The organism is Nocardia sp. NPDC051463 (assembly GCF_040681975.1).
Taxonomy (GTDB): domain Bacteria; phylum Actinomycetota; class Actinomycetes; order Mycobacteriales; family Mycobacteriaceae; genus Nocardia.
Window position 1 is genome coordinate 157,683 of the sequence record NZ_JBFBAB010000009.1, and the last position, 24,757, is coordinate 182,439.

A 24,757-nucleotide genomic window follows, 5' to 3' on the forward strand; every position below is an offset into this window, starting at 1 on the left:
CGCAGCCGGAGGTAGTTCGCCTTTACCAGGTCCGGACGATGCTTCTGCCCGCCGCTGGTGATTCCCCTGTCGCCGCACTTCGCGCCACCAGGTGCACAATGATCGACATGACCTCGTTCGGTGACCTGCTCGGACCGCAACCGGTACTCCTACCTGAAAACTCCGAAGCGGAGGAGGCCTTGCTCGACAAGGTCGACCCCGTACAGGTCGCGGCTGCCCACCCCGCGGCCTCGATCGCTTGGGCCTACCTCGCGGAGGCCGCGCTGGCCCGGGGTGGCAGCGACGACGCCGTGGCGGCGGTCAATCACGACATCGTCGCCGCGTATGCCTTCGCCCGCACCGGCTACCACCGCGGGCTCGACCTGTTGCGCCGCAACGGGTGGAAGGGTTTCGGGCCCGTGCCGTGGAGCCACGAACCCAACCAGGGCTTTCTGCGGTGCGTCGGCGCGCTGGCGAAGGCGGCGCGTGCGATCGGCGAGACCGAGGAGTATGCCCGTTGCTTGGATCTGCTGGAGGACTGTGACCCACGTGCCGCGTCCGAGCTCGGCCTCGACTGAGCCGTAGTTGTTCGACCTGAACTCCCGCGTGGATGTCGCGCGGACGAGCAGTATGGACCGGCTGCGTAGCTCCTGGCGGCGGTTGCGACTGTCCGCCCTACCGATCCTCCAGTGCGCGGTCGGCGCCGCGCTTGCCTGGTATATCGCCCACCACGTCATCGGCCATAAAGTTCCGTTTTTCGCACCGACTGCGGCTGTGGTGTCGATCGGCATCTCCTTCGGCGCCCGGCTGCGTCGGTCGGTGGAGCTGGTGGTCGGCGTCGCGGTCGGCATCGGCATCGGCGATCTGTTCATCACCCGCGCCGGCACCGGGGTCTGGCAGATCGCTCTGGTGGTGGCCGTGGCGATGGCGGCGACGGTGTTCCTCGACGGTGGCTCGATCATCTCCATGCAGGCTGCCAGCTCCGCCGTGCTGGTCGCGACGTTGTTACCGCCATCGGCGGGCGGTGGTTTCTCGCGCATGATCGACGCGTTGGTCGGTGGGTTGGTCGGTGTGGTCGTCGTCGCATCGATTCCTTTGCATCCGGTGCGCAGGGCCCGCGAGCAGGCCGCGGAAGTTCTTGCGGTGATGGGCAAATCGCTCACCGAATGCGCGGACGGTCTGCTCGAGCAGGACCCGGACAAGATCCGTGCGGTATTGGACACCGCCCGCGCGACGCAGCCCCAGATCGATGGGTTGCGCTCAACCTTGGAGGGCGGCAGGGAGATCAGCAGGATCTCGCCGCTGTATTGGAATTCGCGCACGCGCCTGGAACGCATCCGGGCCACCGCCGACCCGCTGGACAACGCGATCCGCAATACCAGGGTGCTGCTGCGCCGTTCGCTCACGCTGGTGCAGGACGACGAAATCCTCGACCCGCGGCTGATCGAGCTGGTCGAGCGACTCGCGCAGGGCGTAGACGTGGTCCGCCGGATGATGCTCGCCGATCCGGGCGATCAGCCGGACCAGGCCGAGGCGGCGCGGGTGCTGCGCTCGGTTGCCAAGAGTGCGCGGCCGGAACTCGTTGTGGGCGCTGGGCTTTCGGCGCACGTGGTATTCGCGCAGGTGCGTTCGATGGTGGTCGACCTCATGCAGGTGTGCGGGATACAGCGCATTTCCGCCATGGCGTTGCTGCCGCCGACGGTGCCTCATCCGCACGTGCCGCCTGCGGAATGACCGAACTACTCAGCGTATTTCGGACATTCGAGCGAGCTGTGCGCGTGCCACACCACCCACCGGGCGCCCGAATACCGATCTTGGGGTAGTCCGCTACTCGTGTTCCCCCCGCCCTGCGGGTCATAACGTGTAGTGGTAACCGCGGTACGAGGGGTGTTGCGGTGCACCACTTCGCACGACTGTGCACGCTCGACCGGTCCTCTGGCGTGGTGGCCGGCCGGATCGGGCGCGCTACGGTCGGCGGAGATCGGTCGCCCGGTCCTGACATTCGGACCGGGCGGCCTGCGTGGCCGATCTGGCGCGTGCGCAGCCCTGAGCGTCAGGTCCAGAAGCGGGTCAGGTAATTGCCGAAGCGCGACCAGTTGGACGGGACGCCGGACAATTCGTACAAGGCATAGACCGCGTCGAAGAACACCTTGTTGACAGCAGGCGTGAACAGCAGCGCGAACAGGATCAGCATGCCGAACGGCTTGAGCTGGTCGAGCGAACGTCGGGTCTGATAGCTCAGCGACGGCTCGAGAATCCCGTAACCGTCGGTCCCCGGGATCGGCAGGATGTTCAAAAGCGCTGCGGTGACTTGCAGGAACGCCAGGAAGCTGAGCCCGTACCAGAAGGCGGGATGGGACTGCGCGCTGCCGAGCAGGCGCACGATCGCCAGCAGCACGACCGCGCAGAACACGTTCGTCGCAGGCCCTGCGCCACTGATGAGTCGCTGGGTGCGCGTGCTGAAGTCGGAGAGCCGCACGTAGACCGCACCACCGGGCAGGCCGATGCCGCCAAGTGCGATGAACACCATCGGCAGCACGATCGACAGCAGCGGGTGGCTGTATTTGAGTGGATTCAGCGTGAGGTAGCCGCGCAGCTCGACCTCGTTGTCGCCGGCCCGCCACGCGGTGAAGGCGTGCGCGAACTCGTGCAGGCAGACCGTGACGATCCAGCCGAACAGCACCAACACGAACACGCCGAACTTCGCCCGCGTCGAACCGAGCTCGGCGCCCCAGGCCAAGACGCCGCCTGCCACGGTGATCGCGACGACGAGCAGGAAGATGGGGCTGGGCCGGACCGCGCCGAGACCAGAGCGCCGATCCTTGGGGAACGTACGGCTCATCGGACCAGGAACCAGGGTTCGTGATGTCGATAGAACGTCGAGCGCGGTAGGACGCGGTCGTTGGCGATGCCGTCACGGGTCACCACCGCACCGGGGGTGCCGAGCTGTGCGGCCCGGCCCGCGACCCAGCGGCGCTTGCGGATGCCCTTCTGGACCGACGCGCGAACGCCGGGCATCTCCAGCGTCGGCGAAATGTGCATGGCCTTCACTTTGCCGGAGAACAGCATGGTGTCGTCCACATAGGCTTCGCCCTCCAGCTTGTCGCCGCCGGGGCCGGTGATCGTCGCGCGACCGATCAGCACGGTGCCGGTGTCGTCACGGATCAGCGGCGTTTGCGTGGCTCTGCCCTCCAACGCCCGCTTGGCCGCCGCATTTCCGGTGCCGGTTTGGTAGGCGCGGGAGCCATAGGTCTTGTCGACCGGCACATAACCGATCTCCACATGCAACCGTTCGGTCCGCATCAAGTGGGTCACTATTACGGCGAGCGCCGCATCGGTGCCGAGCACGATCAGCCGGGGCAGGCTATCGGCGGCGAGCACAGGCAGCAGTTCATCGATGACGCCGGTATCCGGAATGGCGAAGGTCTGGGAGGTCGGTAACGACGCGAGAGCGATGGGTACCGGTGCGCCGTCGCAACGGAGAACGTGGGTACTCAAACTGCGGTACACCCTCCTGATCCGGCCGACGACCGTCGGTGTCCACGGACCCCCTGCTTGGTCCGCTTCGGGTGTCACCATAGCCGCGTACGGCTTTGGGGACACGGTCGCCAAGCCTACGGGCTGAACCGGTTCGCTGCCGCCGCTGGTGCTTCGGCTAGACTGTGCTTCCGGCCACCGCCTCAATACGGCAGGTAGCTGCAACACTGGGCTTTTCCGGCCCCGCCGACTTCGTCGGCTGCCATCCCCCGGGGTGTTGCGCGTCGAACCGTAGGAGACGAGACAATGCCGGCAATCGTCCTGATCGGCGCCCAATGGGGCGACGAGGGTAAGGGCAAAGCAACCGATCTGCTCGGTGGCAGGTTGCAATGGGTGGTCCGGTATCAGGGCGGCAATAATGCCGGTCATACCGTGGTGTTGCCCAACGGCGACAAGTTCGCGCTGCACCTGATCCCCTCCGGCATCCTCACCCCCGGCGTGACCAACGTCATCGGCAACGGTGTCGTCGTGGATCCCGGTGTGCTGCTCGCGGAGCTGGCGGGACTGGAGGAGCGCGGCGTCGACACCTCGGGTCTGCTGCTCTCGGCCGACGCGCACCTGATCATGCCGTACCACGTGGCCATCGATAAGGTCACCGAGCGCTTCCTCGGCAACAAGAAGATCGGTACCACCGGTCGCGGCATCGGCCCGTGCTACCAGGACAAGGTCGCGAGGGTCGGTGTCCGGGTCGCCGATGTGCTCGACGAGAAGATCCTCACCCAAAAGGTCGAAGCGGCCCTGGAGTTCAAGAACCAGGTTCTCGTGAAGATCTACAACCGTCGCGCGCTGGATCCGCAACAGGTCGTCGACGAGGTGCTGGAGAAGGCCGAGAGCTTCTCCCACCGCATTGCCGACACCCGACTGCAGTTGAATCTGGCCCTGGAGCGGGGTGAGACCGTGCTGCTCGAGGGTTCGCAGGGCACGCTGCTCGATGTCGACCACGGCACTTACCCGTACGTGACCTCGTCCAACCCGACCTCGGGCGGCGCTGCGGTCGGCGCGGGTGTCGGGCCGAACAAGATCAACACGGTGCTCGGCATCCTCAAGTGCTACACCACCCGTGTCGGCTCGGGCCCGTTCCCGACCGAGCTGTTCGACAACCACGGCGAGTTCCTGGCCAAGCAGGGCGGCGAGGTCGGCGTGACCACCGGCCGGGCCCGCCGTTGCGGCTGGTTCGACGCGGTCATCGCCCGCTACGCGACCCGGGTCAACGGTGTCACCGACTTCTTCCTCACCAAGCTCGATGTGCTCTCCAGCCTGGAGACCGTGCCGATCTGCGTCGCCTATGAGATCGACGGTGAGCGGGTCGAGCAGATGCCGACCACGCAGACCGAATTCCATCACGCCAAGCCGATTTACGAAGAAATGCCCGGCTGGTGGGAAGATATTTCGCAGGCCAAAACTTTCGAGGAACTGCCCGCCAACGCACAGGCATACGTGCTGCGGCTGGAGGAACTCTCCGGTGCACGTATCTCGTGCATCGGTGTCGGTCCCGGCCGTGATCAGACCATTGTCCGCCACGACGTGTTGGCCTGAGCGGCTGACCGGTCTGTACCCGGTTCGGCGCTGTGTGGGCTGACTTTGTCCGACCACAACCGCCAGGAACAAAACAGTCTGAATTGCTGTGGCAGTTCATCGTTCGTTGGCTTCGATCATGATCGGTGAAGAACTACAGTTAGAGCATGGCTCGGAACTGGCCGATGATCGAGCGCGAGACCGAGTTCGAGGCGATCCGCGCGGCGCTCAGTGGTACCGACTATGTCGGCACGGTGCTCACCGGCGACGCCGGGGTGGGCAAGACGACGCTGGCGAGACAGGCGACAGCCGCCCTCGGCGGCAATATTCGATGGGTGGCGGGCACCGAATCGGCGCGGAGCATCCCGCTGGGCGTCTTTGCGCACATGGTCGGGGTCTACACCGCCCGTGATCCGGTGACGTTCATGTCCGCGGCGCGCGAAGCGCTGCTCGCGGACGGGCACACGATCATCGGCGTCGACGACGCACACCTGCTCGACCAACTGTCGGCCACGCTGCTGCTGCAGCTTGCCATCGACAAAGCCGCTCATATCGTGGCGACGGTCCGCAGCGGAGTGCCGGTTCCCGACGCGGTCACCTCGTTGTGGAAAGACGGCCATCTGCTGCGCATCGATCTGAGCCCGTTCACTCAGCGCCAGAGCGTCGACTTGGTCGAGTCGATGCTCGGCGGGCAGCTGGAGGGCTTCACCGCCAACCTCATGTGGGAGTCCTCCGGCGGAAATGCCCTGTTTCTCCGGCATTTGGTGGAGGGCGCGATCGAGGCGGGCACGCTACGTCAGGTCAACGGCGTGTGGCAGCTGCGCGGCCGGGCCGCGGTCACCTCGGAGTTGGCCGCGCTGCTGGAGGATCGGGTCGAGCAACTACCGGAGCCGGTGCTCCGGGTGCTCGAGCTGCTCACCTTCTGTGAGCCGATCGACCTGGACGTGCTTGCCGAGCTGGCCGGCGAGGAAGCCGTCGAGGCTGCCGAAAACCGTGGTGTGATCAGGGTTGTCGAGAACTCCCACCAACTGATCGTGCGCTACAACCACCCGCTGTTCGGTGAGGTGATCCGGCGCAGGCTCGGTATCGCCTCGGCCCGCAGGCTGCGTGGACGGCTGTACTCCTCGCTCAAGGAGCGGCGCATCAATTCTGCCGCCGACCGTATCCGGCTGGCCGAATTGGCTTTGGACAGTGATAAATCCGCCGATCTCGAGCTGTTCGAGGCGGCGGCGGCGGATGCGATCGGGCTGGCGAACCTGCCACTCGGTGAGCGTTTCGCCAGGGCGGCGGTGGAACGGCAGGGCGGTGTCGAGGCGGCGGATCTGCTCGCACGGGCGCTGCTGTGGCAGGGCCACCGTATCGAGGCCGAGCGCACCCTTGCCACGTTCGATCCCGATCAGCTGAACGAAGTGCAGCTGGCGCGTTGGGGCAGCACTCGGGTCTCGAATTTGCTGTGGGCCGTTGGTGATGCCGATCGCGCCGACGAGGTGCTGGCGTCGATCCGGGCCAGGGCGAAGCATCCGAAGATCGCGGCTACGCTCACCGGGCTTGCCTCGGCGTGTGCGGTCAACGAGAACCGGCTCGACGATGCGTTCGCAGATGCCGAATCCGTGATGTCGGCCGAAGGATCGCCGCCGTGGGCGGTGTGGTGGGCGTCGTTCGGCGGTGGACTGGCCTTGGCGCTGATGGGCAAAGGTGAGGCCGCCCGGCAGTATGCGACGCGGGGGCATCAGGTGGAATCCCACATCGATGGGCTCAACCGATTCATTTCGACGCACGCCGAGGTGCTCGCCCTGACCTTGACCGGTGACCTGGAAGCCGCGCGGCGTTGCGCCGCGGCGTATTTCGGCTACTCCGCGCCGGGCCAGTATCTGGCGTGGGGCATGTCCAAGATTCTGCAGGGCACCGTCAACGTGGCCGAAGGCCAGTTCCTGGACGGCATCGAGCATCTCGAACAAGCGGTCGCCGCCCTCTCGATGGAGGGCGCCGCGGCCTGGATGATCCCCGCGAGAATTCGCTTGGCGGAGGCGTATTCGGCGCTCGGCCGCACCACCGAGGCCGCTGAGACCATTGCCGAGGTCACCGCGCGCGCCGGCAGGCACAGCGCGGTGTACGACCCGCAGCTGGAGATCGCCAAGGCTTGCCTGGCGGCCGCCGAAGGCACCGTCACCCCGGCCATCCGATCGGCGATAGGCGCGGCCGACGCCGCCGCCCGGTCGCATCAGCACGCCATCGAGGCGATGGCGCTGCATGTGGCCGCCCGGTTCGGCGATCATACGGTCGCGGGCAGACTCGCCGATTTGGCGGCCAAAATCGACGGCAGGCTGGTGCAGGCACAGGCCACGCACGCGGTCGCGCTCGCCGCCCATGACGGGCCTGCGCTCGATGCGGCTTCGGCCGAATTCGAGCAGATCGGCGCGTTGCTCTCGGCCGCGGACGCCGCCGCCCAAGCCGCTTCCGCGCACGAACGCGGCGGCGATCGCCGCCGTCTGCTGGAGTCCGCCGCGGCGGCAAACCGACTGTCGGCCGCCTGCGGTGGGGCGAGCACCCCGGCGCTGCGCCAGGCCGCCCAGCCGTTGCCACTCACCTCTCGAGAACGCGAAATCGCGAATCTCGTTGCGGCGGGCCTGTCCAACCGGCAAATCGCCGACCGCCTCACCGTCTCGGTCCGGACCGTCGAGGGCCATCTCTATCGCGCCTGCATCAAGATGGACGTCACCGACCGGGAGTCGCTCGGCGCGCTGATGCGAGGCGAATTGGGCTCCGGCTGACGGGCACGAAGGTGTCGGGTCGGTCGATCATCGTGTCGGATCGGCCGAGCAGGGCAAGATGTTCTTCGACGTCCGGGCCATCGTCGGCGAGTCCGAGGTCGACCTGTGCGCCTGCGCACCCGCCGAGGTATGGCTATCGCCGAGTCCAAGGTCGAGCTCGACGGTGAGCAGCTCGAGTTGTTCGCCCGGCAGCAGTAGCACCTGGTGGAGTTGAACTAACAACCTGCCGACGCGTCACTGTGCACTGCACGACAGCCTCAGGATTGCAGGGCCGGTTCCGGGAACTCGCGCCCCCCTTCAACGCCGTGAAAAGCAGGACCACTGCTGCCCGCCGACGCACCCGCTGAGTTCAGCGGTCGCCTCGCCCGATGTTCACAGTGGGAAGGGTCCCAGCAGAGAACACCCCCACAATCTCTTTGCCCAACAAAGGAAGTGTGGCGAAGCCGCCGGCGGAAGACATCGAATTGGCCGTCCTTATCGCTCGTTCACCGCGGGTGAACTGATTCAGCGCTTCTCCGATAGTCCGCCCGGACTTCCCTTCCAGCAGCCACGCCTCGGTGGCTTTTCTTCCGAACGAAGCGCCGAGACCTCCGCCGACTGCGCCAATGGCGATGTCCGAGAAAAGATTCCAGCCGGTATGCTTATTCATCAGGCCGTAGACGGCACCGCCGACAAGTCCCCCAGCGGCCCCGATGAGCGGGCTCTTGAAGCAGCCGCCCAGAGCGGGGAGGACGAAGCCTGCTGCGGTACTGAGAAAAATGTTGTCGGTCAATGGTCACATCTCCGCCCTGGCCCGGTTCGCCCGAAGGTGGATCGAGGAACACCACATCATTATCTACCGAGTAATCGGCTTCTCAGAACAGAGTCGGTTCGCCGAATCCAGGGGTGCGTTCGATCTCCAGGAGGTGCTGTTTGGTGGTGATGCCGCCGGGGGCCGAGAAACCGGTCAGGGCGTTGTCTGCGGCCAGTACTCGGTGGCAGGGGATGATGAGGGGAATCGGGTTGCGGCCCAAAGCTTGTCCGACGGCCTGGGCCGCGCCGGGGGCATTGATCCGGTCGGCGACCTGCCCGTAGGTGAGGGTGTGGCCCGGATCGATGGCTCGGGTCACCTCGTACACCGCGCGGTGAAACCTGGGAATCGTACTGGTGTCCAAGGGAATCCAGCGCAGGTCGTGGGGGCTGCCGTCAAGGTGGGCGCGGATGCCCGCGATCGCTTCGGCGATCGGACCTGGCGGCGTCCGCTCGGGAATTTCGGCGTTCTCGGCACTGCCGCTGCGGCGGCGGGTGATCCGTGCGCGGGTAGCAGCGGGGTCGGCCTCGGGCAGCTGGAAGCGAATGACGGCGCCCTCGCTCCACGCGATCGCGCAGATCCCGATCGCGGTGTCGAAGAGCGCCGCCCCGGTGGACGCGCGAGCGGATTCAGTCATACCGCCAGTGTGCCTCCCGCGGCCGACATATTTTTGCGGACAAGTCCAGTTTTCCATAACTGGACTGGACTGCCTTTGTCGATCGGTCCCGCTTCGGAGCGCGGCGCGGCGACGGCAGGCCGCGCCGCGCTCCCCAAATCGGGATCCGGCACGTCGCTGCGCCCGTAGATCGCGACGAGATCCGAGTATCGGCGCTGGTCTTCGTAGTACGACGGCGACCGGTCTGTCAGTGGGCCCGGTGCGCGGAACCGGTCGAGCCGGAAGATCTCCTCCGGCCGTTTCGGCGCGTAGTGGTGGACGAGGTAGGTGCAGAATCCGAGGACGAGCACCGTCGCGATTGCGGTCATAGCGGTCAGCGTGCGCCGACTGGCCTTGCCAAGGAATATCCACTTCGTCGATACTGGACTTTATGTCGACAAGAGTGATCGGTGCCGCCAGCTTGGCTCGGGACCTGGGGCAGTGGCGCAGTGCGGACGAGGGCGGGGAATCCGGTGAGTCCCGCAGGTCCGCGCGCCCGGCCTACCTGGCCCTCGCCGAAAGCATTCGGCTACTCATCCACGACGGCAGGGCTCCGCTCGGCGTCGCGCTGCCCAGCGAACGCGACCTCGCCGCGACCATCGGCGTCAGCCGCACGACTATCACCTCCACCTACGCGTTGCTGCGCGAACACGGCTACCTGATCAGTCGGCAGGGCTCCCGCAGCACCGTGGCCCTGCCGCCCGCCATCCAGCACGACGGCGCCAAGCCCGCGCGCAGCATCCTGGCGCTGATGGCGCAGCCGGAATTGCCGACCATCGACATGACCTATGCCGCCATGGCCGCGCCGCTGGAAATGCAGGACGCGTATTCGACAGCGCTGCAGGGCCTTCCGCCCTACCTCATGACCCATGGCATGGACCCGGTCGGCGTCCTCGCGCTGCGCGAGGCGGTGGCGCGTCGCTTCACCGAGCGTGGCCTGCCCACCGGAGCAGACCAGATCCTGATCACCCTCGGCGCCCAGCACGGTTTGCGGCTGCTGCTCAATGTGCTCACCGCGCCGGCGGCACGGGTGCTGATCGACCATCCGACCTATCCGAACGCCATCGAGGCGATCCGCGATGTCGGCGCCCGCCCGGTGCCGGTGCCGCTGCGTCCCGAGACCCCGGGTTCGGGCTGGGATCTCGATGGAATCCGCAGTGCCGCACGGCAAACCGCGGCCACGCTCGCCTACCTGGTGCCCGACTTCAACAACCCGACCGGCCTGCTGCTGGACGCCGAAGGACGCGCGGAATTGGCGGCCATCGCCCGCGACACCCGCATGACCGTGGTGATCGACGAGTCGATGATGGACCTGCACCTCACCGACGCCACCCCGCCGCCGCCCGTCGCCGCCTTCGCCAAAGGCACCGAGATCGTCACCATCGGGTCGGCCTCGAAGTCCTTCTGGGGCGGCCTGCGCGTCGGCTGGATCCGCACCAACCAGGCGCTCATCACCAAACTGCTCGGCATCCGCTCGACTGTCGACCTCGGCACCCCCGTCATGGACCAGCTGGCCACCACCCATCTGCTGGAGAATGCCGAGACCATCCTCGACCGCCGCCGCGGCCAACTGCTCTCCCAGCGTGCCGCTTTGCTGACAGCGCTGGCCGAAGAACTGCCCGATTGGCGTGTCACCTCCGGTGCCGGTGGCATGTCCGTTTGGGCTCAGCTCCCGGCCCCGGTCTCCACCGCTCTCGCGGCCACCGGCCCCAACCACGGCGTATTGCTTGCTGCCGGACCGAGATTCGGCGTACAGGGCGCTTTCGAACGCTTCCTGCGCTTGCCGTTCACCCATCAGGAACCCGAACTCCGACTCGCGGTCAAGTCGATCGCCGCCGCCTATCAAGCGCTGACCCCCCGAGCGGCCGACCCGCTCCAGCCACTGACCTGCTACTGAGACCTGTTCGGCCCGAAGGGTTTTGGGACGTGCGACCATGTGCTCGGCGCGTATCGTCACCGTCCCGACGAGTAGCCGCGCGGTGCCGGTGCTTCAGCTGATCGGTCAGTTGCCGTCGGCCCGAATCCCGGCCGGTGTCGACAGCGTATCCGCGGGCGAAGTTCGGTGACCTCGGTTCCCAGCGCGCGGCGCCACACTGTTCGCGGTGACGTCGGCAGGAGAATCTTGTGCGGGCTTGTGCCGAGACTTCCTTCCCGGGCCGGTGGCATCATGCGTGGTCCCGGAATTGTCGGCTTCGGGTTCGGCGTGCGATGGGCAGTAGAAGCCGTCGAAGGCGCCGAATTCGCCGTGCTCGTCGCGCATGCGCGCGGAGAAAGGCCGCAGTCGTCCGTCGATGATCACTTCGCGTGTTCGCGTGGTGCCGGCTCCGAAGACGACGAGCACGGCGCTGCGTCGAGACCATACCGCGGTATCCCCTGTGACGGCTGACCGCGACGGACGCCGGGTTGGGGTTGGATGACGTTCGGTCGATGCGGTTGTTCCTGTGTCGGAGACCGCCAATCGGGCATTCGTTTCCAGCCGATTGCCGAACGCGGCATCGAGCACCGCCGCGGTCGCCGGTGCTACTTCTTGTGTCCTGCCGTCCGGGAACAGGTACATCACAGGCGCTCGTCTCGATCGCTTGCGCGACTTGTTCCGCACGCCGACCCGGGCCGCCGCCGCGGAGTACGCGGGGTTGCGCGGACCCGGCCCCACACCCGCACCGATGGCGGCTTGGTCCGGCTGGTGGGGATTGCTGCTTCGGCTACCCCCGGCGGTATCGGTTCGGCTGGTCCATGGCGTGCGCTTGTGTTGTTGTGCGGCGGGTTCCGGCAGCGCCGCGATACTTTCGCCGCCGCCTCGCACCGCATGCACGGGCGGGGTGCCGGTGTGCGTTGTCGGCGACTGATGGGCTTGCTCGGTCGCACCGATGCGGAAAGCATCGTGCGCATTGGACGACCGCGCGTTCAGTTCGGGTGACTCGAGGGTGGCGTCCCCAGCTGGTGTGCCGGTGCGGGGTATCACGAGTGAGTGCGCCGCGGGGACAGCCCGGTGGTCATCGGCTTCGCGATCGTCGATCGAAGTGGGTGTTCTCGCCGGTATCCGCCCGCTGCCGTCGCCGGTTGCCGACCGGATTCCGGGCGACTGCTCGGCGGGTGTAGTGACCGACGCCGCTTGTTGTGTCGACTCGATCAGTTGTGTGCTCAGCCCGATTACCACACTGGCGTGACTCCGCTGAGATTTTGTTGTGTCCTGAACAATTTGATCGATGTGGTCGAGTCCGTTGGATAGATACCGGAGGATATGAACGCTTTTGCTCATCCCGACCGGAACTGTTCCCGCCTCGGTGTTGACTCGTTGAATGGCGGCTTCGATCTGCTGTCGTCCCTTACGGGTGGCGAGCAGCGAATTATTGATTTGAACGGCCAGCCGCTCATCCATTTCCTGGAGTTCACGAAACCTTTGGTCGAGTCGTTCGGTGAGGTTTTCGTAGCTCTTGATATGCGCGCGTGCGGTTCCTGTTATTCGGCGAACAGTCGACGCGTTCGGCACCACAGCAGCGTCGGAGCCGTAGTTGTCCCAGTTTCTACGAAGGGTGCGCGGCAAGCCCCGGTAGTAGTTTTCCACGGCCGGTGAGAATTTGAAGGCGTCTGGATAACCTGGCGCGGTTTGATCCGGCATCAGAATCTCTGGCATCTCGGCCATCCGATGCTAGTTCCCTCGGCCGATGCTCACTGTCGGGGGCAACCTGTCGTCGGAGGATTCCGTCTCACCCAAAACGGCGTGGAAGATGAGTGCCTCCGCCAGGTAAAAACTCCACTACCGCCAGCGACGAGAGCTGGTGCGTGAGTCATGCGTACTCCGATTTCTACTACCGATTCATCCGGGCCTGATGCGTCGGAACGACGTAGGAGAACATGGTAGAAGTCGCGTTCACCGGGTCGCGGGCTTGTGCCCGCCACGGTTGGCAAGGGTGGTCTGGATAGTCGGGTCGCCGTGCGGATCACGATCGGCGCGCACGAACTCCACCGTATCCAGCACACTGCACTGGTGCGGTGGCGCCTACGAGATGCTGCCCCGCAGGGCGTGACGGCCACTCCTACGGCTGCTGTCTTGCCGTGCCCGGCCGACCTCGGCTGCGGTCGATTACCGCCCGCGTCCGGCTCCGAGGCCGCCGAGGAGGGTGTCGACGACGCGGCTCGCGAGCGTGTCCGGGTCGGTGGTGGTGTCGAATTCGGTTGCACCGTGCACTGTTTCGGTAATCAGTGCCAGGTAGACGCGGCGCACCCAGGTGAGGTCGGCCTCGGGGGCGATGATGCCTTCGGTTTGCGCGCGCGCGAACGCCGTATCGCATTTCGCGAAGACCTCTGCCTGGATCCCGGCGACTTCGGGGTCGGTGACGTCGATGCGGTCGAGGGCGTAGGAGGCTCCGTACTTGATCTGGATGACATTGGCCGTCGCTTGATGGAGCGCGACGAGCGGCGGGGCGGTTTGCGGACGGGCCGCATCGACCGCCGCGTTCATTCGGCGCCACGCGGTGACCGCCATGGTGCGCACCAGATCCTCACGGTTGGCGAAGCGGCGGTGCACGGTGGTCCGTGCGACGCCCGCGGCTTCCGCGATCTGTTCCAGCGTCGCGTTCGGGTTGTCGCTCAGTACCCGCTCGGCCGCGTCGAGGATGGCGCGCACGGTGCGTTCGGCGTCGGCGCGCAGTGGGCGTGCGGGTGTGGACGGCATGGGCTCCTCTTTGCTGATTACTGCTGGACATAGTACATGCGGCGGTCATTTTCAGATTTATGTGCAACATCGATGTTGCAATTTGAGGAATTACAGCTACTGTGATGTTGCATTCGATCGAAGGAGTTAGACATGACCCGCTCTGGAAGAACCGCCCTCGTCACCGGCGCCTCCTCCGGCATCGGCGCCGAGTTCGCAGCCGCCCTCGCCGCCCGCGGCCACGATCTCGTCCTGGTCGCCCGCTCGCTGGACCGCCTGGAATCCCTTGCCGCGCAACTGCGTGACCGCCACGGTGTCCGCGTCGAGATCATCGGCCAAGACCTCGCCGAACCCGATGCCGCCGCTCGCATCGCGAACGAGCTTGCCGCTCGGCGACTTTCGATCGACACCCTCGTCAACAATGCGGGCTTCGGCAGCGCAGGCCGTTTCGAGGAACTCGCCGCCGACCGCGAACACGACCAGCTGATGGTCAACGTCGTAGCGTTGGCCGGCCTCACCCGCCGTCTGCTCCCCGGAATGCTCGAGCGCGGCAGCGGCGAAGTCGTCAACGTCGCATCGACCGCCGCCTTCCAGCCCGCGCCCTACTTCGCCACCTACGCCTCGGGCAAGGCGTTCGTTCTCAACTTCAGCCTGTCGCTGTGGAGCGAATACCGCGACCGTGGCATCAAGGTTCTCGCGGTCTGCCCCGGCCCGACGGAGACCCAGTTCTTCGACGTGGTCGGCACGCGGAAAGCCGCCATCGGCGCACCGATCGGCAGCGTCACACAGGTTGTGGATTCCGCCCTGCGGGCACTGGAGCGCAACAAGGGCTATGTGGTCCCCGGTGTCGGGAACTTCGCCTCGGCCCACCTGATGCCCCGCCGCCCACGCACTTTCGTGGCCAGGATCGCGAAACTGGTCACCCGTGGAGTGGCCGACGCGGCGGCCACGGCTGCCTGAGTCCGAAGCGTCCGGCACGTACGGCCCCCGGGTGCGCGAACAGCGTCGGGTGAGGTTCGCGGCCGGTGTAGGCGGGCATGGCTGGGAATGGGCGTCCGGCTGCTGTGGGTCGAGGCGTTCGGCAACGTTGCCGAGGTGCCCGCCGGTTGCCATGGCAGATGCCCGAGCATCCGCCCCGTGTCATCTCATTCGACGGACCGCGGTGGGTGCGGATGTCGCTGTGGAGCTGTGGACCGCCCCCGGAGTGAGTGGGGCAGTATCGAGGGCATGGGCTCCACCACGGGACCGCGCGTCCCCGAGAACGTCGATGATTTCCGTGTGCTCGCGAGTGCGCGACTGAGCGAGTACCCGCACATCGAGGTTCCGGAAGCCCCTGGTATCCGGCGTGCTGCCGTGCTGTTGTGCGTGGTGGAGCCAGCTGATGGGCCACCGTCGGTGATCGTCATCAAACGGGCCTATCGAGGCCGCAATGCGGGACAGTGGGGGCTGCCCGGCGGCCGACTGGACGATGGCGAAACCGCCGAGCAGGCCGCCTTGCGAGAGCTGCACGAGAAACTCGGTCTGACCGCGACGTCCGCCGACCTGCTCGGCAGGCTCGACGATTTCCCCGCCGCATCGGGATTCGTGATCACCCCGTTCGTGGCGGCCCTCGCCGATATGGCCGGCCTGACGCCGAGCCCCGACGAGATCCATTCGGTCCATCTGGTGGATCTCGCTCGACTGGCCGCCGACGACACACCGCGATGGGTCCACCCTCGGGAGGCGGTGCGGCAATCCGAGCTCCCTGGCAACCCGCCGTCGCCTGTCGCCGATGCCCGCGGCCTGCTGCAGATGCGACTCGGCAGTGCCATGACGATCCACGCCCCGACCGGCGCGATGCTCTGGCAGTTCCGCGAGGTGGTACTACTGGGGCGTGATCCGTCCGAGGCGCGGATAGCCGACTTCGCTCAGCCTGACTGGACCCGTCGGTAGCCGCCGATATCGGAGCCGCGCCCCACCGACTGTGATGGGTTCGCGCCTGCCCTCCTCAGTCCCGTTGGTGGTAGGTGAGGAGTCGAGTGAGTAGGCGGGTCAAGTTCTGTCTGTCCTCGGCCGAAAGCGGTACGAGTAGGTCGTCCTGCACCTTGTCGAGCGCTCGGTCCATGCGGCGCAGTTGCCGATCGCCCGCCTTGGTGAGGGTCACGATGTTGCGTCTTCGGTCGTCCGGGTCCGGCGTCCGCTCGACGAAACCCTGCTCCGCCAGTTCGTTGATCGCCGCCACCACGTCGCTGCGGTCCATGCTGCACCGGCGACCGAGCTCGGCCTGGCTGGCCACCCCGAACTCGTCCAGTGCGGCCAGAATGCGGTAGTGGTACCCACGCGCGCCCACCTCGCCGAAGCTGTCGGACGCCAAACGGTGGGCGTGCACCGCCAACTGGGTGAGCAGCCAGCTCGGCTTTGCGGTCAGGCGTGCGGGTTTCTCCTCCACGAAGCAACCATACATCGTTGGCGCAGCCAATGAATCTCTACATGGTTGGGGGAACCAACGTTGAAGAAGTCAACGAAAGGGGCGCAATGTCCACGAATGCTCTGGTCGTCGACCGTATCGTGTTCATCCGGTCGCCCGGGGCGGGGTCGCACTCCGAGCGGCGAACGGCACGCTCGATGACGTGTGGTCATCCAACGTGCCGTTCGGGTAGTGCGGTGAAGGCCTAGTCGGCCCAGACGGATTCGAACGGGGTCGCCTCCGTCGGCGGTGGGGTGGGGGTGGCACTGGGGGTGCGGGAGAAGCGTGGGGCGGGTGCGTGCTGGACGACGCCGTCGAGCTCGATCAGACCGGTGCGGGCGACGATGTGCGGGTTCTGCTCGGCCTCGGTGAAGGTGAGGACGGGTGTGGTGCACGCATCGGTGCCGTCGAATATCTCGGCCCACTCGTCGCGGGTTTTGGTCTTGAACTTCTCGGTGAACAGCTTCTTCAGCTGGTCCTGACCATTGGGGTCGATCTGCATCGGCAGGCCCTCGGGATCGATCTCGAGGCCGTTGAGCAACTCGGCGTAGAACTGCGGCTCGATCGCGCCGACGGCCATGTACTTGCCGTCGGAGGTCTCGTAGGTGTCGTAGAAGGCCATGCCGGTGTCGAGCAGGTTGGTGCCGCGCTCGTCGGACCACAGGCCCATGCCCCGCATGCCCCAGATCATGTGCGAAAGGGCAAGGGCCCCATCGATCATCGCCGCATCGATCACCTGCCCCTTGCCGGAACTCTGCCGCTCCACCAGGGCGGCGAGGATGCCGAACACCAGGAACATCGAGCCGCCGCCGAAGTCGCCGACCATGTTCAGCGGCGGTACCGGGCGCTCACCCTTGCGGCCGATCGCGTTCAGCACACCGGTCAGTGAGATGTAGTTGATGTCGTGGCCCGCGCGGTCGGCGAGCGGACCGTCCTGTCCCCATCCGGTCATCCGCCCGTAGACGAGGCGTGGGTTGCGCGCCAGCGCGGCATCCGGCCCGAGGCCCATGCGCTCGGTGACACCGGGGCGGAAGCCCTCGATCAGCACATCGGCCTTCTCGACAAGTCCGAGCACCTTCTCGATATCGGCGGGATCCTTCAGATTCGCCTCGACAATGGTGCGTCCACGCCACTGTGGCCGTTCCATGAAGCCGGGGAGCAGGTTCGGCCGCTGCACCCGCACCACATCTGCGCCGAGATCGGCCAGCAGGAGCGCCGCATGCGGACCCGGACCGATACCGGCCAGCTCGATGACCTTGATGCCCGCGAGCGGGCCCTGCTTGGTGGCGGTGGTTGGTGTGCTCACGCCCTACCTCGGTTCGTCGTTGATCCAGTGCACCGGCGAGGCGGTGCGTCCGCCCGGGAGCGGCCCGGGGGTGTATTGACAGTATGACAATAACTTCGGATCTCCCGTTCGGAACCTCACTGTGCGCTGCTGCTGCGGCCGGGCTGCTACATAGCCCGGGCATCGTCCTCGCCCCCTCCGGACGCCGCCGAACCGGACCCGCTCCACGCCGCCACGCAGTTGTGGTTCGGTGCCACCAGGCCTACGTAGATCCGCCTGCTACGTGGAATTCCGGACATCACGGTGCGGATTCGGGGCCGCGCCGGCGTGATCTCCGACCCCGCGAGGACGGCCGTGCCGAGAACGTCGCCTCGTGGCCGACACTCTCAGCGGTTCGGGTCGAACGGTTCTGTGCCCAGGACCAGCGAGAGTCCCGAGATGCCGGAATGTGCTCGGGCGTATGCGAGTTCGTGGCTGATGTCACCGATGTTGTTGACGATCGGCACACCGATGCCCAGCGTCGACAGCGTGCCGAGGGCATAGCCGTTGCGGTCGAGGAAGGCGCTGCCGCTGTCGCCGGGTATCCCTGGCATGGTCGCGGTCAGCGCGTGTGTCCAACCGGCGGTGACATGCCCGTCGGCCTTGCTCTGGCCGGTCCGAGGGGACAGTTCGGCGATTCCGAACCGCAGGCCGGAGTTGCCGTAACCGTAAACGCGGTCACCGATGCCGCTTCCGGTGGTGTTGATGCCGACGGGACCACCCCAGTACGGCACGCTCGGGTTGACCTTGCCGACGTCCTCGGGGGCGACCTTCACCAACGCGAAATCGTTGTAGGCGCAGGTATTGCGGTCCTTCTCGCCGTTGTGCTGCATCGCCAGCCAGCTGCTGTAGACCAGACGGCCGGTGCCGACGACCTCGCCCGGGAACATCAGTAGACCGCCACGGTTGAAGGTAACCGTGGTGCCGAGGGGGAGACTGTCGGCGGTGCAGCCGTCGGGGTCGGCCAGATCGCCGATACTCGTACCCGCGCAGTGCGCGGCCTGACCGAGGTACACGTTGCCGGCAGCGTCGACGAAGGTGTAGTTCGCCGTGCACTGTCTCCCGCCCTGGGTGTTGGTCTGCACCCCGGGCGTTACGGTGGCTGACGCGGCGGAGGCCCATCGTTGCCCCGACCTGTCTGCGGCGAGGGTGAACTGCTCGGCGCTACCGCTACCGGTCCACGGCTGTGACGACGCAGTGCCGTATCCGGCAACGAGTTGCGCGCCAGTGGCTGCGACGACGGCAATCACGGTGACCGCGAGCGCACGGTAGAGAGTGGTTCGCTGCATGGGATATTTCCCTTTCGCTGTGATGTTCGACCGCTCTACTGCGCCGTGGCCTCCCGGCGTGGCGCCCGTGTCGATATTAGTAGCTGATATTTAGCTGAACGTCGGATTGGGTCGCGGAAACTCGGACCACGAGTTCGCCGACGCAACGGCTCGGGAGGCCGCCTGCCTGCTGGCCGCCTTCAGCAACAACGAACTGGCCGCCTTCATCCGCGATCAACTAGGGCTGGGTCGCTGGGGCGTGGTGAAGATAGCGAATCGATTGCCCGGGGTGTGGGTCCGTGTACGTCACGCCGAGTCCGGGTTGAATTGGTCTCGCGTCCACACATCGATTTGCCCTATTTTTCGGTAAATGCTCCCAACCTCACCCCGTTTGGTGTGGCTTTCCCGCAACAATCTCACCGCAGATGGGGGTGAAGCCCCGATATCCACACTGCCGGTGTGGATTCCGGAGCCTGGCATGCTGCCGCGTCACAAAACGATGAGCGGACACGGGGGATCACGGGAAGAGCGAGTGGGGTGAAGCTGCGGTGAAACCGAGAGTGTGTCAAGGGGGTCGAGAGCATGACCGTTCTTTCGTTGTCGGGCGCTACCGGCACCTACGGTTGCGCCCAGTCTGCTAAGTCGTCCCCACGACAACTTCCATCATCCATCCCCTGTTGACGTGCTACGTCAAGCCTCCGAGCCCACACAATCATTGTGGAAAGCACACCGCCACCACAGCTATCCAGCCACGCGGCCGTGTCGGCCCGGCCGCGTGTCGAATGAGCAATACCAACGTCAACCGGGTAAGTCCGGCGCATTCACCGAACCCCACACCTCGCGGAACGGGTGGCGGCACTTTCCGGCGCTTGGTGCTTGCCAGTGCGTCGGGGACTGTCTCGCAGCGGGACAAGTTGCCTGGTGAAAGCCCCAGTCTGATGTTGACAACCGGAGCCGGGCTCGATGCCAAATATTGGATACGCGATAACGCGGCCTGACTCGGCAGGTTTCAGGGCAACGGACCAGGCCCAATCGGTCACGTCAGCGGCTAATGGCCGTGCGGAATGTACTGGCTCCAAGACGTATTCCAGTAACCTGCACGGATATCGTCGACTCGTTGCCGCAACCGATCGGCGTGTTCTGCTGACGCCGTCGCCCGGCGGAGAGGGCCGGATACCTGAACAAGGTCCCGCATATCGAGCAGTACTCGGTATCCGGACCACTCCGACAGGTCGTAGCCGTACTCCTCGATGAAGTTCCGAACCCACGTCTCGTCCCGCCCGTAGCGCACCGTGGCATGCCATGTCGGTATCAGGTCGACTTCTCGTGGGCCGATGCTGACCCAGTCCCAGTCTCCGAGGATCGGCTGCGCCGGATTAATTCTGTTGTCCCATAGAAGATTTCCCGCCCAGGCATCGCCGTGGATGAGGCCGATTCCTAACGGCCAATCGAGTTGGCTCAGTTCTTTGCGGATCTCGTCGACGCGCCTCAGCAACCACGTCCGTTCGTCCTCGCTGATGGCGCTTGCCGTGTCCTCGAGCAACGCTGCGCGAAGTGACTCCAGCGGCATCCATCGTTGCAGCTCGATATCTGGCGTAGGTAGGTCGTGCAGTGAACGCAGCAGGCGGCCGAGCTCTTTCGATGTTGGCCCGGCGATGTTGGATGTTTGTGGGTAGTACTGCCAGAATCCGACCGTGTATCCGTTGACCCGGACGGGCTCCACGCCAGGCAGCGGCGCCGTCGCACCGAATTTGTGGTGTGTGGTCAACCAGTGGGTTACCGCGTAGGTCCGTCGCGGCCGGTCCGGGTCCGCCTCGTTGACACTTACCCGTCCAACGGCTGTGTGACGCGGTAGTACGTACACAGCGTTGGTCGAATGGTGGATGAGTTCCGCGCCGCTGGGATCGAGCCCGCAGGCTTCGCACGCGAGACGCAGAGCCGCATACTCTTCCGACGACATGCAGCCCTACCCGACCAGTGCCACTGTGGTTTGAAATTCGTTTTCGACCTGCTGAACGATAGCGAGGTCGGCGTACGGTGCCAAGCGACGACGCACGATATTGATCGATTCGATCCCGCGTGCACTCGTCAGTCCCCGGGCGGCACGCATCGTGTCTCGGAGCACATGACAGGCTTGCTCGATCTCGACACCTTTCACCGTTGCACCGTCGGATTCGGGTACGTAAGACGCTGCCAGGGTTGCCGCTACCAACACTTGCCTCCGCTCCATGCCAACTGAATCTGCCAGAACCAGCGGCGCACGCTGTTGGACATCGGCCGCATGCCGTCCATCGTGCGCCACGTACATGAACTCGGCCGTCAATTGCCGTTCCGTGAAGAACCGAATCCAGTCGGGCTCGTCGTCCGGACGGGCACGGTTCAAGCGACGCTCAGCTTCCGACATCGCCTGTGCGCCCGCGGCCGCGTCTCGGTTCAGTGCGTGCGCTCTCGCCAACAGCGCATTGCATCGGGCGGCGGTGCTCGGCGAGCCCGACTGCTCTGCCGCCCGCACGGCCGCCGTACCGAACCACAGCGCCTCTTTGGTGCGGTCCAGATAGTGCGCCTGCATCGACATATCTGTAAGGATGTGGGCTCCCAACGCGGCATTTCCGCTCGCTTTGGCGAGCCGAAGCGCCTGCCGAAAGTACCTCTGTCCCATTCCTTGTCGCGCCGAGTCGAAACACATGAAGCCGCTGAGGTCGCACAGTCGGGCTGCGACGGCGTACAACTCGGGCGCGGTACGGCCGTCATGCGAACCACGCAGCGCCGGTCCGACCACATCATCAAGAAACCGCGCCAGTGTCGCGCGCGCGTATCCGCCGCCGAGATGGTGATCTGCATTCGAGAACACGTCGCACATCGACCACATGACCTCGATGTCGGCGGTCCCAACGCGCCGATGGTTCTCGCCGGTAGCGAAGACCGGAACAGTCTCGTCAAGCCATTCGCGTACGGGATCGAAGACGTCACAGCCGGCCCATGGCGCGTTCGGTTCGTCCGCGACAAGTGGGACAGTCGAATCGGCCTGGCTCGCAGGCAAATTCATGTCTGCCCACATGCGTCTGAGAACGCCGCCGGTTTTCAGTGCCTCATCCATCCGCTGTGCGAAATCCTGCCCGGGACGCCTCTCGGCCTTCTCAACCTTGCCGATGAGCGAACCACTGTCGTGAGTGATCCCACCAAGCTGATTCAGTGACATCTTCCGCAACAGTCGCCAGTGCCGCAGTTCCGCTCCGAAGAACTGCTGCGCCGACTCCATAGCGGCCAGCTCACGCGGTTGTTGGGCCATCGCTTCATCCTCTGTGACCTGGTCGTTTGGGACCGGTTCCGGTACAGCCTCGGATGCGGACAGATTTTCTGTCCGCATCAAACATATACCGACCTCCGTGCGCCAGGTCACAGACTGAACCTGCGTCCGACGCCGGGCCGATGCCGACTCCTATCTCGGCACATCGACCGGCAGTGCCGCTGGTGGGTGGCGCAAGCCCCCGGCGTCGGGCGCAATCCGAAAATCGCAGGGAGGCAACGTTCATGACTCGGAACGATGAGAAATGCGCTGCGAACGCCACGCCGCTCCATGTCAGCCCTTCCAAGGTTCGCCGGGGGCTGGAAAGCGTTGCAGCCGAGCTGAAAAGCGAGCTTACGACTGAACGGGCAGGGTGCAGGGGCAAAGCTTTACAGGGCGAAGCGGGCGCCACGGTGGAGGAGTTGGCACGGCTGGCTTCCGCATTGGAGGCCATGCCAGATATCAGCCAGCAGTCTGAAGGGCTTCCGTGTCAATGGTTGCGCTACGACGACTCCACCTGGACGCCGGTCTATCCAGACGGTTCGACGGGCCACCAATTCACCTGGACTCAGATGATGGCCGCCCTTGGCGAGCGCATTGGCGACGTTATCGAATCCCTAACCGGCGCTGGACTCGTCCATGAAGTCGAGGAAGTCGGGATTGACATGTTCGACCACGGCAGGGGATGACGATGGGGTTCAACTGGTGGCGAGAAGCCGAGGCAGACGAAGTGTCACCGCAAGAGATCATCGACCGTGTGCAGGCCGAGTGGCGCGCCGAACGCCGACGTGAGCGAGTGAGAGCCGAGCAGGCCGATGCCAGACTGTGGCCTGCCGGGTGGCCGCACGAGGCTCCTGAGCACCTGCTGAGCGTTCCCGAAGCTCACCAGACGATGCAACGTCACAGGCAGTGCCGCGCTGATCAGTGCCCGCGGAAGGCAGCAGCTCGGCAAGTGCTGATCGATGCCGGGCGGATGAAGCCGGACGCCTCGCGGGAGCTCCAGTGAGGTTCGTAGCTGGAAGCGCAGTTGGAGCCGCGAGCGATGACACTGCCGAACTACCCGATCGCCCTACTGAAGCCTCGCCCCCATGCCCTGGTCATTCTGTCGACCGGCCGCATTCCCCGACCAAAACCCAGCGGTGCGGGATGATTGGTACATCGAATGCCTTTGCCCAACAACAGAAATCAGAATCCAACTATCTCGATGTGGCCGCCAACGACCACGGCCACGAGAAGGGTCTACTCGTTCACCGGGCTCTTGCTCGGGTTGGCGATGCCGACCCGCACATCGTCGAGATCGGCCCTGGTGGCGGCGCGGCCGTCGCATTCCTGGCGTCACAGCTGGAGGCCGAGCCCCGCAATGTTCGTCTCACCCTCATCGAGGCACCTGGAATAACGTCCCACTCACTCACCCAGGCCATTGACCGCTTCAATACGGTCGGCACTTGTGCACTCGTGCATGGCTGGGCCCAAGACATCGCGGCACTGGTCAACGAACCCGTCGATGTCATCAGCGCATCGGCGCTGCTGCACGAGGTCTACTCCTACGGCGGTGCCTACAGCGGCCTGCACACGATGATCCGGACCTTCCCGACCGTGCTGAAACCCTACGGATTCTTCGTCTACCGTGACGTGTACGCCGTCGACGCACCGTCACTGCACGAGCCCGCTGTCCAGTCCTACAGCGCCCCATCATGGTTGCAGTTCCTGCGCCTGTTCCTGCCGCACTACCTACACCACGGCACCCACCCCTACCACCACCACGACGACGAGGTCATCGTCCGCCAGAACTCCCGCATCGTCGCCGCCCCAGAACTCGACCCCCGCGTCTGCGCCGTCATCCACGCCCCGATCGGACTGTTCCGCGAAGCGCAACGCCACTACATCACCCTGCGCGATCACGTATGGCGGTCTGGCATATTGGGATTCACGCCTGTTCTCGACGGTCAACTCTCGGGAGACTGGATAGATTTCCGCACCGGTCACAAGCGCGTGCACTTCGCCTTCACCGATAGCGCGCGGATGTCGACCAACGACCGCGCGAACATTCAGGCGGTCAGCGAATCCTACGGCGACCATCACGTGATCGACGGCGACATCTTCGACGCCGTCACCGATGTCGCGGTGAACCTGTTCCTCGCAGCCGTCGAGCGCGGCAACAACGACTGCGGCCGGATCTGGGGTAGCTGGCTCGAGCGCGAAGGCCGCGAGACCTACGCCTACCTCACAGCCGACGAGCTATTGACGGCGTTCGCCGTCCACTCCGCCGAGACGGAAGCGGGTACACCGTCAGTTCTCATGCCGGTGCAACCCGCCGATGTGTTCGTACGAGAACGCCACTACTACAACCGGTTCCTAGGCAAGAACCTCGCCAACGCACTGAGCGACGCCAAACAGTTGGTGTTGTTTCAGAACATCCCCGTCACCGATTCCGAGGCACTACAGCAGGCGCTCGGAACGATCCGCCAGCATTGCTCCAAACCCAGCCTCGCCCGCGTCCACACCGCCATCCACACGAGAGGATGATCCACC

21 protein-coding genes are annotated in these 24,757 nt (G+C 65.5%); 9 read left to right on the forward strand and 12 right to left on the reverse strand.

Annotation, left to right across the window (positions count from 1 at the left end; genetic code table 11):
• The first annotated feature begins 107 nt into the window (after window positions 1-107).
• A complete protein-coding gene (locus AB0M74_RS15290) occupies window positions 108-557 on the forward strand; it encodes a DUF3151 domain-containing protein (protein ID WP_364906936.1) in 450 nt (149 codons plus the stop codon).
• A gap of 52 nt (window positions 558-609) precedes the next feature.
• Window positions 610-1,713, forward strand: a complete 1,104-nt coding sequence (locus AB0M74_RS15295; protein WP_364907151.1) for an FUSC family protein — start codon at window positions 610-612, stop codon at window positions 1,711-1,713.
• Window positions 1,714-2,032: 319 nt separating this feature from the next.
• Here AB0M74_RS15295 and AB0M74_RS15300 read toward each other — a convergent pair whose 3' ends face one another.
• Window positions 2,033-2,821, reverse strand: a complete 789-nt coding sequence (locus AB0M74_RS15300) for a site-2 protease family protein (protein WP_364906939.1) — start codon at window positions 2,819-2,821, stop codon at window positions 2,033-2,035.
• Window positions 2,818-3,489, reverse strand: coding sequence for a hypothetical protein (locus AB0M74_RS15305; protein WP_364907154.1), 672 nt, complete (start codon window positions 3,487-3,489; stop codon window positions 2,818-2,820). Before AB0M74_RS15305 ends, AB0M74_RS15300 begins: the two co-directional genes overlap by 4 nt.
• 273 nt (window positions 3,490-3,762) lie before the next feature.
• Between AB0M74_RS15305 and AB0M74_RS15310 the strand changes: the two genes are divergently transcribed.
• Together AB0M74_RS15310 and AB0M74_RS15315 are read left to right on the forward strand one after the other, a co-directional pair.
• Entirely contained in the window at window positions 3,763-5,052 is a 1,290-nt protein-coding gene (locus AB0M74_RS15310) for an adenylosuccinate synthase (protein WP_364906941.1), read from the forward strand.
• Window positions 5,053-5,198: 146 nt separating this feature from the next.
• Window positions 5,199-7,802, forward strand: coding sequence for a LuxR C-terminal-related transcriptional regulator (locus AB0M74_RS15315; RefSeq protein ID WP_364906944.1), 2,604 nt, complete (start codon window positions 5,199-5,201; stop codon window positions 7,800-7,802).
• Window positions 7,803-8,151: 349 nt separating this feature from the next.
• On the opposite strand, the gene AB0M74_RS15320 is transcribed toward AB0M74_RS15315, so the two are convergent.
• The 3 genes from AB0M74_RS15320 to AB0M74_RS15330 all read right to left on the reverse strand — a co-directional run bounded on the left by AB0M74_RS15320 (window position 8,152) and on the right by AB0M74_RS15330 (window position 9,576).
• Complete coding sequence (locus tag AB0M74_RS15320) at window positions 8,152-8,574, reverse strand: hypothetical protein (protein WP_364906945.1); 423 nt, start codon at window positions 8,572-8,574, stop codon at window positions 8,152-8,154.
• 82 nt (window positions 8,575-8,656) lie between these two features.
• The gene (locus AB0M74_RS15325) at window positions 8,657-9,229 is read right to left on the reverse strand and encodes a methylated-DNA--[protein]-cysteine S-methyltransferase (RefSeq protein WP_364906949.1); all 573 of its coding nucleotides are present in this window, start codon (window positions 9,227-9,229) and stop codon (window positions 8,657-8,659) included.
• Window positions 9,226-9,576 (reverse strand): hypothetical protein, encoded by a 351-nt coding sequence (locus tag AB0M74_RS15330; RefSeq protein WP_364906952.1) that lies wholly within the window; start codon window positions 9,574-9,576, stop codon window positions 9,226-9,228. The genes AB0M74_RS15325 and AB0M74_RS15330 overlap by 4 nt, the downstream gene beginning before the upstream one ends.
• Before the next feature lie 62 nt (window positions 9,577-9,638).
• Between AB0M74_RS15330 and AB0M74_RS15335 the strand changes: the two genes are divergently transcribed.
• Complete coding sequence (locus AB0M74_RS15335) at window positions 9,639-11,144, forward strand: PLP-dependent aminotransferase family protein (RefSeq protein WP_364906955.1); 1,506 nt, start codon at window positions 9,639-9,641, stop codon at window positions 11,142-11,144.
• Between the two features lie 105 nt (window positions 11,145-11,249).
• Here AB0M74_RS15335 and AB0M74_RS15340 read toward each other — a convergent pair whose 3' ends face one another.
• Complete coding sequence (locus AB0M74_RS15340) at window positions 11,250-12,881, reverse strand: hypothetical protein (protein WP_364906958.1); 1,632 nt, start codon at window positions 12,879-12,881, stop codon at window positions 11,250-11,252.
• A gap of 450 nt (window positions 12,882-13,331) precedes the next feature.
• Window positions 13,332-13,922 (reverse strand): helix-turn-helix domain-containing protein, encoded by a 591-nt coding sequence (locus AB0M74_RS15345; RefSeq protein WP_364906961.1) that lies wholly within the window; start codon window positions 13,920-13,922, stop codon window positions 13,332-13,334.
• A 132-nt stretch (window positions 13,923-14,054) separates the two neighbouring features.
• On the opposite strand from AB0M74_RS15345, the gene AB0M74_RS15350 reads away from it, so the two are divergent.
• Both AB0M74_RS15350 and AB0M74_RS15355 read left to right on the forward strand, forming a co-directional pair.
• Window positions 14,055-14,861, forward strand: coding sequence for an SDR family oxidoreductase (locus AB0M74_RS15350; protein ID WP_364906964.1), 807 nt, complete (start codon window positions 14,055-14,057; stop codon window positions 14,859-14,861).
• Between the two features lie 267 nt (window positions 14,862-15,128).
• Entirely contained in the window at window positions 15,129-15,833 is a 705-nt protein-coding gene (locus tag AB0M74_RS15355; RefSeq protein WP_364906967.1) for a CoA pyrophosphatase, read from the forward strand.
• A gap of 55 nt (window positions 15,834-15,888) precedes the next feature.
• Here the strand turns inward: AB0M74_RS15355 and AB0M74_RS15360 are convergent, their stop codons facing one another.
• The 5 genes from AB0M74_RS15360 to AB0M74_RS15380 all read right to left on the reverse strand — a co-directional run bounded on the left by AB0M74_RS15360 (window position 15,889) and on the right by AB0M74_RS15380 (window position 22,228).
• The gene (locus AB0M74_RS15360) at window positions 15,889-16,329 is read right to left on the reverse strand and encodes a MarR family transcriptional regulator (protein WP_364906970.1); all 441 of its coding nucleotides are present in this window, start codon (window positions 16,327-16,329) and stop codon (window positions 15,889-15,891) included.
• A 223-nt stretch (window positions 16,330-16,552) separates the two neighbouring features.
• On the reverse strand, window positions 16,553-17,653 hold the full coding sequence (locus tag AB0M74_RS15365; RefSeq protein ID WP_364906974.1) for a CaiB/BaiF CoA-transferase family protein: 1,101 nt from the start codon (window positions 17,651-17,653) through the stop codon (window positions 16,553-16,555).
• A 365-nt stretch (window positions 17,654-18,018) separates the two neighbouring features.
• Entirely contained in the window at window positions 18,019-18,960 is a 942-nt protein-coding gene (locus AB0M74_RS15370; RefSeq protein ID WP_364906977.1) for a hypothetical protein, read from the reverse strand.
• Between the two features lie 1,027 nt (window positions 18,961-19,987).
• Window positions 19,988-20,899, reverse strand: a complete 912-nt coding sequence (locus AB0M74_RS15375) for an aminoglycoside phosphotransferase family protein (protein WP_364906979.1) — start codon at window positions 20,897-20,899, stop codon at window positions 19,988-19,990.
• A 6-nt stretch (window positions 20,900-20,905) separates the two neighbouring features.
• Window positions 20,906-22,228: a helix-turn-helix transcriptional regulator gene (locus tag AB0M74_RS15380; protein WP_364906982.1), complete on the reverse strand. Its 1,323-nt coding sequence runs from the start codon at window positions 22,226-22,228 to the stop codon at window positions 20,906-20,908.
• A gap of 242 nt (window positions 22,229-22,470) precedes the next feature.
• Here AB0M74_RS15380 and AB0M74_RS15385 point away from each other — a divergent pair, with 242 nt between their 5' ends.
• Both AB0M74_RS15385 and AB0M74_RS15390 read left to right on the forward strand, forming a co-directional pair.
• Window positions 22,471-22,914, forward strand: a complete 444-nt coding sequence (locus AB0M74_RS15385) for a hypothetical protein (protein ID WP_364906985.1) — start codon at window positions 22,471-22,473, stop codon at window positions 22,912-22,914.
• A gap of 457 nt (window positions 22,915-23,371) precedes the next feature.
• Entirely contained in the window at window positions 23,372-24,751 is a 1,380-nt protein-coding gene (locus tag AB0M74_RS15390) for a hypothetical protein (protein ID WP_364906988.1), read from the forward strand.
• Window positions 24,752-24,757 lie beyond the last annotated feature (6 nt).

Excerpts from the sequence above, each read along its gene's own strand:
- AB0M74_RS15290 (WP_364906936.1), top strand. The coding sequence starts at position 108 with ATGACCTCGTTCGGTGACCTGCTCGGACCGCAACCGGTACTCCTACCT.
- AB0M74_RS15295 (WP_364907151.1), top strand. The coding sequence starts at position 610 with ATGGACCGGCTGCGTAGCTCCTGGCGGCGGTTGCGACTGTCCGCCCTA.
- AB0M74_RS15300 (WP_364906939.1), bottom strand. The coding sequence starts at position 2,821 with ATGAGCCGTACGTTCCCCAAGGATCGGCGCTCTGGTCTCGGCGCGGTC.
- AB0M74_RS15310 (WP_364906941.1), top strand. The coding sequence starts at position 3,763 with ATGCCGGCAATCGTCCTGATCGGCGCCCAATGGGGCGACGAGGGTAAG.
- AB0M74_RS15315 (WP_364906944.1), top strand. The coding sequence starts at position 5,199 with ATGGCTCGGAACTGGCCGATGATCGAGCGCGAGACCGAGTTCGAGGCG.
- AB0M74_RS15325 (WP_364906949.1), bottom strand. The coding sequence starts at position 9,229 with ATGACTGAATCCGCTCGCGCGTCCACCGGGGCGGCGCTCTTCGACACC.
- AB0M74_RS15330 (WP_364906952.1), bottom strand. The coding sequence starts at position 9,576 with ATGACCGCAATCGCGACGGTGCTCGTCCTCGGATTCTGCACCTACCTC.
- AB0M74_RS15335 (WP_364906955.1), top strand. The coding sequence starts at position 9,639 with ATGTCGACAAGAGTGATCGGTGCCGCCAGCTTGGCTCGGGACCTGGGG.
- AB0M74_RS15340 (WP_364906958.1), bottom strand. The coding sequence starts at position 12,881 with ATGCCAGAGATTCTGATGCCGGATCAAACCGCGCCAGGTTATCCAGAC.
- AB0M74_RS15345 (WP_364906961.1), bottom strand. The coding sequence starts at position 13,922 with ATGCCGTCCACACCCGCACGCCCACTGCGCGCCGACGCCGAACGCACC.
- AB0M74_RS15350 (WP_364906964.1), top strand. The coding sequence starts at position 14,055 with ATGACCCGCTCTGGAAGAACCGCCCTCGTCACCGGCGCCTCCTCCGGC.
- AB0M74_RS15355 (WP_364906967.1), top strand. The coding sequence starts at position 15,129 with ATGGGCTCCACCACGGGACCGCGCGTCCCCGAGAACGTCGATGATTTC.
- AB0M74_RS15370 (WP_364906977.1), bottom strand. The coding sequence starts at position 18,960 with ATGCAGCGAACCACTCTCTACCGTGCGCTCGCGGTCACCGTGATTGCC.
- AB0M74_RS15375 (WP_364906979.1), bottom strand. The coding sequence starts at position 20,899 with ATGTCGTCGGAAGAGTATGCGGCTCTGCGTCTCGCGTGCGAAGCCTGC.
- AB0M74_RS15380 (WP_364906982.1), bottom strand. The coding sequence starts at position 22,228 with ATGGCCCAACAACCGCGTGAGCTGGCCGCTATGGAGTCGGCGCAGCAG.
- AB0M74_RS15385 (WP_364906985.1), top strand. The coding sequence starts at position 22,471 with ATGACTCGGAACGATGAGAAATGCGCTGCGAACGCCACGCCGCTCCAT.
- AB0M74_RS15390 (WP_364906988.1), top strand. The coding sequence starts at position 23,372 with ATGATTGGTACATCGAATGCCTTTGCCCAACAACAGAAATCAGAATCC.